Annotated in this window: 11 protein-coding genes; 6 read left to right on the top strand and 5 right to left on the bottom strand. The window is 63.2% G+C overall.

All coding sequences use genetic code 11. The features are described 5' to 3' along the window. Positions 1-38 precede the first annotated feature (38 nt). The 4 genes from HU750_RS14405 to HU750_RS14390 all read right to left on the bottom strand — a co-directional run bounded on the left by HU750_RS14405 (position 39) and on the right by HU750_RS14390 (position 2,355). The gene (locus tag HU750_RS14405; protein WP_186680887.1) at positions 39-380 is read right to left on the bottom strand and encodes a hypothetical protein; all 342 of its coding nucleotides are present in this window, start codon (positions 378-380) and stop codon (positions 39-41) included. 110 nt (positions 381-490) lie between these two features. Further along, positions 491-949 (bottom strand): phosphohistidine phosphatase SixA, encoded by a 459-nt coding sequence (gene sixA / locus HU750_RS14400; protein WP_186680727.1) that lies wholly within the window; start codon positions 947-949, stop codon positions 491-493. Further along, entirely contained in the window at positions 946-1,293 is a 348-nt protein-coding gene (locus HU750_RS14395) for a DUF4389 domain-containing protein (protein WP_085272571.1), read from the bottom strand. The genes sixA and HU750_RS14395 overlap by 4 nt, the downstream gene beginning before the upstream one ends. 36 nt (positions 1,294-1,329) lie before the next feature. Then, positions 1,330-2,355 (bottom strand): NAD(P)H-dependent glycerol-3-phosphate dehydrogenase, encoded by a 1,026-nt coding sequence (locus HU750_RS14390; RefSeq protein ID WP_027592857.1) that lies wholly within the window; start codon positions 2,353-2,355, stop codon positions 1,330-1,332. 137 nt (positions 2,356-2,492) lie between these two features. Here HU750_RS14390 and HU750_RS14385 point away from each other — a divergent pair, with 137 nt between their 5' ends. The 5 genes from HU750_RS14385 (at position 2,493) to fabB (ending at position 9,413) form a co-directional block, all read left to right on the top strand. After that, positions 2,493-4,640 carry a TonB-dependent receptor plug domain-containing protein gene (locus tag HU750_RS14385; protein WP_186680725.1) on the top strand — a complete coding sequence of 716 codons (2,148 nt, stop codon included), beginning with the start codon at positions 2,493-2,495 and terminating at the stop codon, positions 4,638-4,640. Further along, positions 4,640-5,530 carry an ABC transporter substrate-binding protein gene (locus HU750_RS14380; protein ID WP_085272569.1) on the top strand — a complete coding sequence of 297 codons (891 nt, stop codon included), beginning with the start codon at positions 4,640-4,642 and terminating at the stop codon, positions 5,528-5,530. The genes HU750_RS14385 and HU750_RS14380 overlap by 1 nt, the downstream gene beginning before the upstream one ends. Further along, entirely contained in the window at positions 5,527-7,458 is a 1,932-nt protein-coding gene (locus HU750_RS14375; RefSeq protein WP_027592860.1) for an ATP-binding protein, read from the top strand. The genes HU750_RS14380 and HU750_RS14375 overlap by 4 nt, the downstream gene beginning before the upstream one ends. A gap of 207 nt (positions 7,459-7,665) precedes the next feature. Further along, the gene (fabA, locus tag HU750_RS14370) at positions 7,666-8,181 is read left to right on the top strand and encodes a 3-hydroxyacyl-[acyl-carrier-protein] dehydratase FabA (RefSeq protein WP_027592861.1); all 516 of its coding nucleotides are present in this window, start codon (positions 7,666-7,668) and stop codon (positions 8,179-8,181) included. Positions 8,182-8,192: 11 nt separating this feature from the next. Beyond that, positions 8,193-9,413, top strand: a complete 1,221-nt coding sequence (gene fabB / locus HU750_RS14365) for a beta-ketoacyl-ACP synthase I (RefSeq protein ID WP_099454829.1) — start codon at positions 8,193-8,195, stop codon at positions 9,411-9,413. A gap of 55 nt (positions 9,414-9,468) precedes the next feature. On the opposite strand, the gene HU750_RS14360 is transcribed toward fabB, so the two are convergent. Beyond that, positions 9,469-10,473 (bottom strand): amidohydrolase family protein, encoded by a 1,005-nt coding sequence (locus tag HU750_RS14360; protein WP_186680723.1) that lies wholly within the window; start codon positions 10,471-10,473, stop codon positions 9,469-9,471. Between the two features lie 115 nt (positions 10,474-10,588). Here HU750_RS14360 and HU750_RS14355 point away from each other — a divergent pair, with 115 nt between their 5' ends. Next, positions 10,589-11,452, top strand: coding sequence for a pirin family protein (locus HU750_RS14355; RefSeq protein ID WP_186680721.1), 864 nt, complete (start codon positions 10,589-10,591; stop codon positions 11,450-11,452). Positions 11,453-11,773 lie beyond the last annotated feature (321 nt).

Below are 11,773 nucleotides of genomic sequence, written 5' to 3'. Positions count from 1 at the left end.
GGCAATGTCCGGAAAGGTCATCGGCGAGGGCTATCAGGTCATCGGGTACGCACAAAACTGGCCAGCGAACGCTGCAGGCAGGCCTGCATATAGGCCAGCTGGCTCTCGAGCACTTCACGCGCCAGGCACTGGTCCTCATAGTCGAGCTGCAATCGGCGCAGCGCCAGGCAACTGGTCTGCAGCAAGCGGGACACCCGCAGGCAGGCTTCCTGCAGCTCGCCCAGGTCGTCTTTAGCATCGCCCACCTTGCCCATCAGGTGGTAAAGCTTGGCGTCGGCCGAGTCGCGCAACACGCTGTACTGGGCAAAGTCCAGCACCACGCCTTCCTGCACTTTGTCTACTGTGGGTTGCAAGTCCAGTGAACGTAACAGCGCTTGCATATCACCCTTCATCAACTGCTCCCTGCCTGGCCACTCATTCGATGTGGCGCCACGCTAGCAAGCGGTCGAGTGAAGCGGCAACTGGCAGAAATGCCAGTTGCCAAGAGGCGTCAGGCTGGCGAACTGATTGCGCGCAAGGTCATCAGGCCTGCCAACGGCCACTCCCCTTCCAGCTCCGCCAGGCTGGCGGTGCTCATGGGCGCCGGTTGCTGTACATGGCCATGCTCCAGGGCACAGACCAAGGCCCCCACCAGTGGTTGGTGGCTAACCAACAGCACATGCTCCAGGCCGAGCTTTTCGATTTCACCGATCACCTGCTGCACATTGCTGTCCGGCGTCAGCCAGGCCACGGTGCGCACTGGCTCAGGGAAATCCAAGGTGTCATGCACCAGCGCTGCCGTTTGCTGGGCACGGACATAAGGGCTGGCGATGATGGCCTGCAACGGCTGCCCAAGCAGGCGCGCGGCACTGTGCAGCACCTGCTCGCGGCCATGGCTGGTCAGACGGCGTTCGGCGTCGCTGTTGGCCCGAGGCTCTGCCTCACCGTGGCGCAGCACCCACAGCTTCACAGCTTGGGCTCTTCGTCACGCACCGGGTGTGGCGCGGGTGCCACAGCATGGGGCGCCTCACCTTCCGGGGCGCGCGGGGCTGGCCAGTCGGCGAATGGCCAAGGCTTCTGGTCGCTGTGGAAGCTGCCGAAGCGGCCGATCTGCGCCAGGTACTGGCTGAGGCTATCGCCGAAGTTCATCAGGCTGGCGCTGGGGGCGCCATAGATCAGGCGGTAGATCAGCTGTACCAGCACCAGGCCGCCCAACAGCAGCTCGGCCAATTGCCAGACCACCAGGAACACCAACATCCACAGCACCCGCAGGATGATCGACTCGCGCTGGGCGCGTTCGGGCGTATCGTTCATGTGTCGCTCCTTGTTCGGGCCGAAGCCGCTGACGGCTTAATTAAAACCACTGATAGAAATGAAATCGACGTCGGTCTTGGGCTCGGCGCGCATCAGGTGCTCGATCACCTGGTTCAAGGTACGGCCCTCGAACAGGATGGCGTGCAGGCCCGCCACCAGCGGCATGTACACCTGAACTTCCTGCGCCTTGGCCTTGAGCACCTTCAGGGTGTTCACCCCTTCGGCCACTTCGCCCAGGCGATTGACGGCCTGCTCCAGGCTCAGGCCTTGGCCCAGGGCGTGGCCGACCTGGTAGTTGCGGCTCTTGGGCGAGGAACAGGTAACGATCAGGTCACCGACACCGGCCAGGCCCAGGAAGGTCATGGGGTTGGCACCCTGGCTCACGGCGAAGCGGGTCATTTCGGCCAGTGCACGGGTGATCAGCATGCTCTTGGTGTTCTCGCCCATGCCCAGGGCCACGGCCATGCCGGCAATAATGGCGTAGACGTTTTTCAGTGCCCCGCCCAGTTCGACCCCGAAGCGGTCGGCACTTGCGTAGACGCGGAAGGTACGCCCGTGCAATACGGCCTGCACCTGTTGGCAGAGTTGTTCGTCTTCGCTGGCGACCACGGTGGCGGTCAGCGCATGTTCGGCGATTTCACGGGCCAGGTTTGGCCCCGACAGGACGCCGATGCGGGCTTGAGGTGCGATTTCTTCGATGATCTGGCTCATCAGCTTGAAGCTCTGCGCCTCAATGCCCTTGGTCAGGCTGACCAGCCCCTTGCCGCGCAACAACTCGGCATGGGGCGCCAGCACGCTGCGCAAGGCGCTCGACGGCAAGGCGACAAACACCAGGTCGCAGGCCTGCAAGGTGGCCAGCAGGTCGTTGACCGGCTCTACGCCGTCGTGCAGGCGAATGCCTTTGAGGTAGCGTGGGTTCTCGCGGTTGACACGCATGGCCTCGGCCTGCTCGGGGTCGCGCATCCATTGGCGCACCGGCACACCGTTTTCCGCCAGCAGGTTCGCCACGGCGGTGCCGAAGCTGCCGCCTCCCAGAACTGCAACAGGCTGCTGTTCAGTCATATCTAATCCGTTAAAGCCAAAAGTTAAGTGGCGACGCTGCATTATACGGTGCGTATTCGACAGGGCCAGTGCCAGCGCCTACGAAAGGGCCGGCAAGGAAACCCAGATCACTGGCAAAAGCCCTGCGGTCGGTTAACATGCCTGTTTCATCCCTGAAACAAGGTCGTACCGTGTTCCCAGGCACGCCTCCTTACCCGCGTCTTCTGCTTCTGACTGCCCTGCTCGGCGGCCCGGCCATGGCCGACGATCTGTTCATCGACAACGCCGACCTGCCGCAGGTTCTGACCGCCACCCGGCTCAAACAATCCCCGGCAGCGGTCCCTGGCAGCATGACGGTGCTCGACAGTGAGCTGATCCGCGCCAGCGGCGCCCGCGATATCCCCGAACTGCTGCGCCTGGTGCCGGGCATGATGATCGGCTACGGCGCCGGCAACCAGCCGACGGTCAACTACCATGGCAGCAACGTCAACGATGCGCGGCGCATGCAGGTGCTGATCGATGGCCGCTCGGTGTACCGCGCGGGCCTGGCGACGGTGGACTGGAGCGACATCCCCCTGGCCATGGAAGACATCGAGCGCATCGAGGTGTTCCGCGGCCCCAACACAGTCAGCTATGGCGCCAACGCCTTGATGGCCGTAGTCAACATCCTCACCCGCAACCCGGCGGACAGCCATGGCACGCGCCTCAAGGTCACCCGCGGCGAGGATGGCATCAACGATTTCTACGCCAGCCATGGTTTTGGCTGGGATGGCGGCGACATGCGCCTGTCGGTGTCCGGCCAGCAAGACGATGGCTTCGATCAGGACCAGTACGGCCAGGACTACCGTGACAGCCGCCGCCTCACCCGCTTCAACCTCAGCGCCAGCCACACCCTGGCCCCCGACCAGACCCTGGAATGGCAATTGGCGGCCAAGGAAGGCAGCAACCAGCGCCCCTATACCTACCAGCCGGTGTTCCCCTACGTCACCGAGCGCGGCGACAACACCGACGCCAACGCCAAGGATTACGCGGGTTCGGTACGCTGGAACATCGACTTCAACCCCGAGCACAGCCTTTACGTCCAGGGTTCGGCCCAGCACTTCGACCGCCAGCAAGTCTGGCGCGCCTGCGATGCGGCGCTGTCGTTCAGCCCAGAGCTGACCCGCCTGTGGCAGTTGAACCCGAACTTTGCCGAGCTGGTGGCGCGCGGCGCAAACGATCCACCGCGCAGCAGCAACCCCGAAGAACAGGCGCTGGTCGATGCCATCAAGGACCAGTGGAACAACCAAGGTGGCCGCGATGTGGTCTGCGGCGATGTCGACCAGAGCACCCGCGAAACCCGCTACGACCTGGAAATCCAGGACACCCTGAGCCTGACCGACAGCCTGCGCCTGCTCAGCGGCATGAACTACCGCTATGATCGTGCCGACTCGCAGACGTACTTCAATGGCAGCCTCGTCGACCAGACCTGGCGCCTGTTCGGCCAGTTGGAATGGCGGGCCGACGAACACTGGATCATCCAGGGCGGGGCGATGTTCGAAGACGCGCGCCTGTCTGGCAGTTCGCTGACCCCACGGGTGGCGGTCAACTACTTGATCACCCCGCGCCATGGCCTGCGTGCTGTCTATTCCGAAGCGGTACGCTCCCCCGACATGTTCGAGAACAACGTCAACTGGAGCTACACGGTCAAAAACCTCAACCCCAGTGCGTTTGGCCAGCCGCACGGTGAGTATTTCGTCAAGACCCGCGGCCCGGGCGACCTCGAGCAAGAGCGCATGCGCTCGCGCGAACTGGGCTACAACGGCTATTTCAGCGACATCGACCTGAGCATGGATGTGAAGCTGTTCTACGACGAGATCACCGGAATGATCAGCGAGCCTTTGAAGAACAACCAGTACATCGCCAGCAACAGCAACAAGGCGCGCTTTACCGGCAGCGAGGCGCAACTGGACTGGCGCCCCACCCTGCGTGACCGCCTGCGCGTGACCTACGCCTACGTCGACGCCTGGGCCAGCAACCCCGACGACCGCCGCCTCAGCGCCCGCAACAGCGGCTCGGCGGGCTGGATGCGCGAGTGGGGCGACGGCTGGTCGAGTGCGCTGTTCTACTACGGTGACGATGCCCTCAACCAGTACCGCTACGAGCGCCTGGACCTGCGCCTGGCCAAGCGCTTCCGGGTGCAGGGCAGCAACCTTGAGCTGGCGGCGCTGTGGCAACAGCGCCTGGACGATGAGCCCACGACTGCGCTGCAAAACCGCTACGACAGCCGCCACCGCCTGAGTGTCAGCGCGGAGCTGGAGTTCTGATGGCCCGCCTGCTGCGCGTGCTGCTGCTTTGCCTGTGGCCCCTGGGGCCGCTGTCCGCCGGTGAAATCTTGCTGGTCGGTGGCGAGGATCAGCCCGGCATTCGCAGTTTCGTCGCCGCATTCGAAAGCCATCGCCCGCATGATCGGGTGCGCTTCCAAACCACTGCCGACTTGCCCCGCCCAAGCCAGCTCAAGGGCGATCAACGCCTGGTGCTGCTTGACAGCGCCGCGCTGGATTGGCGCCTGAGTGAAAACGCCGGGCCACCAGCATTGGCCATGCGGGTCAGCCGAGTACAGGCTGAACAGCGCCTGGGAAAGTCGCGCCCCCCCTTCCTTACACTGCTGTGGAGCGACCCGCCCCTGGCCCGGCAACTGCGCCTGGCGCGCTACCTGCTGCCACAGGCGCAACGCATCGGGGTGCTTTACGGTAGGCAAAGTGCCTTTTTGCTTGATGAACTGCGCCATGCCGCCCGCCCGCTGGGCCTGGAGATCATTGCCCAGGACTGGCCCGACCAACGTGACAGCCGGCCCCTGCAACAGCTGTTAGGCAACAGCGATGTACTGCTGGGCCTCGACGACCCCGCCCTGTACAACCCCAAGACGGCGAAAAACCTGCTGCTCAGCAGCTACGGCCGGCAAATGGCGTTGATTGGCCCAAATGCCGGCTTCGTTCGCGCAGGCGCCCTGGCCAGCACTTACAGCGACCAGGACGACTGGCTGGCCGTGCTCGACCATTTGCTCGACCAGCCACCCGCGCGCTGGCCGCGAAGCCTTTACCCGGCGCGCTACGGCGTCAGTGGCAACCAGCAGGTGGCACGCGCCCTGGGCCTTGAACCGATCGACCCGAACGCCGCTGCCAAGGCCCTGGCCGAAGGAGAATCCACCCCATGAGCAGACGCCTGAGCTGGGACATCCACACCCGCACCCAGATCATCAGCCTTGGCCCGGCCCTGCTGCTGACCTTGCTGCTGATCAGCTTCTTTACCTTCGTGCGTATCCAGGACTTGCGCCAGGAACTCAACCACACCGGCCAACTGATCGCCAACCAGCTGGCGCCCGCCTCCGAATACGGGGTTATCTCGGGCAACAACGAGGTGCTCGAAGGGCTGATGCGCGCCACCCTGAGCATTCCGCACGTGCGCTTTCTCGAAGTGCAGGACAGCCGCAACCACATCCTGGTCTACGTCGAGCAGTCCGACGAAAGCGCCAACCGCGCACAGCAGGTGGAAGTGTTCCAAGCGCCGATCCGCCTTCAGCAAATTCGCTTGGACACCGACTTCCTGCAGCCCGGCAACACCTCCACGCCGGCCATTGGCGACGACTACCTGGGGCGGGTGATCGTCGGCATGTCCGATGACGCCTTCAGCCAGCGCCAGCAGGAAATCGTCATCAAGGCGGGCATCCTGGCCTTGTTCGCCCTGCTGTTCACCTTCCTGCTGGCCCGCCGCCTGGCCATGAGCCTGGCCAAGCCGATCAGCGACATGGGCCACGCGGTCAAGGCCATTCAGCAAGGCGAGTACAACACGCCGCTGCCCGTGGTGGATGACAGTGAACTGGGCCATCTGGCGCACCACATCAACAACCTGGCCAACGCCCTGGAGCAAGCCAGTGACGAGCAGAAGCGCGCCATCGCCCAGTTGACCCAGGCGCGCGAGGAAGCCGAACAGGCCAACCGGGCCAAGTCGGACTTCCTGGCGATGATGAGCCATGAGCTGCGCACCCCCATGAATGGCGTGCTGGGCATGCTGCAATTGCTCGAAACCACACCGCTGACCAGCGAGCAGGCCGAGTACACCGCCGTTGCCAGCGAGTCCACCGGGCACCTGCTCAAGGTCATCAACGACATTCTCGATTTCTCGCGCATCGAACGCACCGCACTGGAGCTGGAGCGCATCGACTTCAACCTCGGCGAGCTGATCGCCAGCAGTGTCCAGTCGTTCCAGCACAGTGCCCAGCAACGTGGCCTTGGCTTGCACCTGAACATGCCGACGGGCATCGAGCACCTGAACGTGAACGGCGACCCCACGCGTATTCGGCAGATTCTGCTGAACCTTGTCGGCAATGCCCTGAAATTCACCGAGCAGGGCCAGGTGCAGGTCGAAGCGCGCTGCCAGGTGCTGGACCGCCAACTGCTGTGGTTCACCTGCAGCGTACGCGACACCGGTATCGGCATCGACAGCGACCGCCTGGAAATGATGTTCGTCGCCTTCCAGCAGGCCGACAGCTCGATTTCCCGGCGCTATGGCGGCACTGGCCTGGGCCTGTCGATCGCACGTACGCTGGCCGAACGCATGGGCGGCAAGCTGCGCGGTGAGAGCCGCGAAGGCCTGGGCTCGACCTTTACCCTGGAAATGCCCTTGGCCCTGGCCGCACCGGCCCAGGCGCCACTGCCCGGGGCGGTGCGTGAACAGCGCCCACTTACCGGCAGCGAGCGGGTGCTGCTGGTGGAGGACAACCCGGTCAACCAAAACGTCATCGAAGCCATGCTGCGCAGCCTGGGGCTTGAGGTCAGCGTGGCGGCAGACGGTATCCAGGCGGTCGAACAGGTCAGCCAGCAACCGTTCGCCGCCATTCTGATGGACTGCCGGTTGCCGAACCTGGATGGCTATGAAGCCACCCAGCGCATCCGCCTGCTGCCAAACGGCATCCACGTGCCGATCATCGCCTTGACCGCGAACGCCTTGCAGGGCGACCGTGAGCGTTGCATGGCCGCGGGCATGGACGACTACCTGAGCAAACCCTTGCGCCGCACCGAGCTGCAGCGGGCGCTGCAACGCTGGTTACCCGGTCAGACAACCGCGACTGGCGATAAATGCTAAAGTGCGGCAGTCTTAAGGACTGGACAGGACGTTCTTCGGACCTGAAAATAGACGTTTCAGTGAACACCTGTACTTCTTTCGCCAGGTGCACTGTGACTTTCACCACAACGCAATAGTCTACCTGTAGGCTGCCGCCCCGGAGTCATCGCTTTTCGGGCCGGCCGGGAAGATTCATCCCCTGCCGCAGGGGGTTATTGAGGAGCTCGCATGACCAAACAACACGCCTTTACTCGGGAAGACCTGCTGCGCTGCAGTCGCGGTGAGCTGTTCGGCCCAGGTAATGCGCAACTGCCCGCGCCGAACATGCTGATGGTCGATCGCATCACCCATATCAGCGAAGAAGGCGGCAAGTACGGCAAAGGTGAATTGGTCGCCGAGCTGGATATCAATCCGGACCTGTGGTTCTTCGCCTGTCACTTCGAAGGCGACCCGGTGATGCCGGGCTGCCTGGGCCTTGACGCCATGTGGCAGCTGGTCGGTTTCTTCCTCGGCTGGCAAGGCCTGCCGGGCCGCGGCCGTGCGCTGGGTTCGGGTGAAGTGAAGTTCTTCGGCCAGGTATTGCCGACCGCCAAGAAAGTCACTTACAACATTCATATCAAGCGCGTCCTGAAGGGCAAGCTGAACATGGCCATCGCCGATGGCTCGGTCAGCGTCGACGGCCGCGAGATCTACACCGCCGAAGCCCTGCGGGTTGGCGTGTTCACCTCCACTGACAATTTCTAAGGGTTATTCGCATGCGCCGCGTCGTTATCACTGGTCTGGGCATCGTATCGTGCCTGGGCAATGACAAAGAGACCGTCACCGAAAACCTGCGTAAAAGCCGTCCGGGTATCCGTTTCAACCCGGAATACAAGGAAATGGGGCTGCGCAGCCAGGTTTCCGGGTCGATCGACCTCAACCTTGAAGAACTGATCGACCGCAAGGTCTACCGCTTCGTCGGCCACGCCGCGGCCTACGCCTACCTGGCGATGCAGGACGCGATCAAGGACGCCGGCCTGACTGAAGAGCAGGTTTCCAACCCGCGTACCGGCCTGGTTGCCGGCTCCGGCGGCGCCTCGACCCTGAACCAGATGGAAGCGCTGGACACCCTGCGCGAGAAAGGCGTCAAGCGCGTCGGCCCATACCGTGTGACCCGCACCATGGGCAGCACCGTTTCGGCTTGCCTGGCCACGCCGTTCAAGATCAAGGGCCTGAACTACTCGATCTCCTCCGCCTGCGCCACCAGTGCACACTGCATCGGCACCGCGCTGGAGCAAATCCAGTGGGGCAAGCAAGACATCGTCTTCGCCGGTGGTGGTGAAGAAGAGCATTGGAGCCAGTCGTTCCTGTTCGATGCCATGGGCGCCCTGTCGACCAAGCGCAACGAAACCCCGGAACTGGCCTCGCGCGCCTACGACAACGACCGTGATGGCTTCGTCATTGCGGGCGGTGGCGGCATGGTGGTGGTCGAGGAGCTGGAGCACGCTCTGGCCCGTGGCGCCAAGATCTACGCCGAAATCGTCGGCTACGGCGCGACCTCCGACGGCTACGACATGGTTGCCCCAAGCGGCGAAGGCGCCATCCGCTGCATGCAGCAGGCGCTGTCCACCGTCGACACCCCGATCGACTACCTGAACACCCACGGCACCTCGACCCCGGTCGGTGACGTTGCCGAGATCAAAGGTGTTCGCGCCGTGTTCGGCGACAAGGCACCGAAGATCAGCTCGACCAAGAGCCTGTCGGGCCACTCGCTGGGCGCCGCTGGCGTGCACGAGGCGATCTACTGCCTGCTGATGATGGAAAACAACTTCATCGCCGGCTCCGCCAACATTGACGAGCTGGACCCGGAGGTCGCCGACCTGCCGATCCTGCGTCAAACCGAAGAAAACGCCAAGATCGATACGGTCATGAGCAACAGCTTCGGCTTCGGCGGCACCAACGCTACCCTGGTGCTCAAGCGCTGGGAAGGCAAGTAAGGCCTTGATGCAGTAATGAAAACGCCCCGACTGGTTCGGGGCGTTTTCTTTTGTGTTACCTAGCCTTGGGCAACACAGCCAGAAAATTATCTTTGGCCACCTTGTGCGCCACCGCCTCCGGCAACGCATCCAGAAACGGCTTGAACCCGTGCATCTGCTCGCCAAGGCTCCCAAACTTGCCCACCACATCCGACCCGAGCATGAACCGCTCCGGGTAACGCTCTACCAACGCCACCCAAGCCTTGCGCGGCACACCCTTGTCATCCAGCAGATAAGGCTCGAGCACGCTCCACGACAGGTCGACATACAGGTTCGGGTAATCCTCCAACAAGCGCGTCAGCACCGGCAGCAGAAAGTCCATCTGCGTCTGATGCCGATGAATTTCCATGCTGCTGCCAGCATGCGCCCAGATGAAACGCGTGTGCGGGTGATTGCGCAGCGGCTCTTCGATTTCGGCTAGGTACAGTGGGTTGCGTTCACGCTTGGAGGTGATGTTGGAGTGCAGCAGCACTGGCAAGTCCCGCTCGGCCGCCAGGTGATAGATGCGGGTCATGGCCTCGTTGTTGGCGCGCGGGGTGTCACCGCTGGTCAACGCCGTCAGGTCGTCGTGGCGGGTGAACACCTCACCAATGCCCTGCCAGAGCCCAGGGTAGAGATCGAGCATGCGCTCGATATGGCTGACCGCGTTCTTGTCCACCGGGTTGAAGCCGGTCAGAAACGGATGAAAGCGCTTGCGCTGCGCTGCGGGCAGTTCTTGCACCGCTGCCGCCACGTAGGTATCGGTCGCGCTGTACCAATAGGCATCGGCGTCGTCCCCGGCGTAGTAGCGCGGGCGCTTGGGTTCGTCCTCATGCCATTTCTTGGCCACTGGAATACCAGAAATCATCGACTGCTCGATGCCGGCTTCATCCATGGCCTTGATCAAGGCCGGCATGCCCTCCGTCTCCTGGAAAAAGTCGACGTAGTGCAGGTGGGCGTCACTGTAGCGGTAATCACGCGCCTGCGCCGACAGGCACACCCCTGCGCACAACAACGCGCCAGCCAGCATTCTGGCGATCATGGGCAGCTTCCTTCTCCTGGTTCGAACAGGGTAGACCGACCGCCAAGCGCAGCAGTTCAGCCATGCCCGGCAAACCGCTATGCTTGGAGCACCTGCAACCTGCCTGGAGCCCCTCATGAGCAGCCCCCTGGTCATCCGCCCACGTGCCGAGTCGGTCGAGGGCCAGCCGATTTTTCGCCCGCTGCCCTCGGCCCAATGCCGCAGTGTCGGCCCTTTCGTGTTCTTCGACCATATGCTCGAAACGGACTACGCCCCAGGCCATGGCATGGACATACGCCAGCACCCGCATATCGGCCTGTCGACGCTGACGTACCTGTTCGAAGGCGAGATCCTGCACAAGGACAGCCTCGGCTCCGAACAGCACGTGAAGCCGGGCGATGTCAGCTGGATGACGGCAGGCAGTGGCGTGGCGCATGTCGAGCGCACCCCTGCCAGTGCGCTTGCCCGAGGCTCGCGGCTGCATGGCCTGCAGGTGTGGCTGGCGTCACCCCGCGCGCTCGAACAAGGCACGCCCCATTACAGCCATCACCCGGCGGCTAGCCTGCCGGTGAGCGATAACCTCGGTGTGCGCATTTGCATGATTGCGGGCAGTGGCTTTTGCCTGGAATCGCCGGTGCCCGTGCTCTCCCCTACCCTTTACGCGCATGTGCAGATGCAGCCCGCCACTGCATTGCGGGTACCTGATGAGCCAGTGCAACGGGCGCTCTACCTGCTGGATGGCGAGTTGATGCTCAATGATGAGGAGGTTGAGCCATGCAGCCTGGTGGTGCTGCCGGAGGGTGAGCAGGTGACGTTGTATGCGGAGGGTGAGTGCCAGCTGGTGTTGATCGGCGGCGAGCCACTGGATGGGCCGCGGCGGATGAACTGGAATTTCGTGGCGAGCGATCCGGCCTTGATCGAGCAGGCCAGGGTGAGGTGGGCTGCGGGAGATTGGCCTACGGTACCGGGGGAGACCTCGCGTATCGAGTTACCCAGATAAATTAGGGGCCGCTTTGCGGCCCAATCGCTGGCAAGCCAGCTCCCACAGGTGCGGCGCTAGACTTGGAGGCTACACAGTTCGGGTGGGAGCAACTGTCTTGTTCAAATTTCTGGGGGCATTCCGTCCTCTGGGAAATCAGCCAGCCCTTTGGACCGCGTTGTCGAGCAGAGAACAAAGTTCGTAAGCGAGTTGCTGACCCTGTGGGAGCGGGTTTACCCGCGAACACGGGCGAAGCCCGTGCCATCCAAGGTGGTGCCTCCTTCGCGGGCAAACCCATTCCTACAGAAATCACGCTGCGCCTTGAGCTTGCGCTGTACTTTC

It is taken from the genome of Pseudomonas sp. SWRI50 (assembly GCF_014269095.1).
GTDB classification, from domain to species: Bacteria; Pseudomonadota; Gammaproteobacteria; order Pseudomonadales; family Pseudomonadaceae; genus Aquipseudomonas; species Aquipseudomonas kermanshahensis.
Note: the sequence above shows the minus strand (reverse complement) of the source record. Positions and strands in the feature narration are given on the sequence as shown.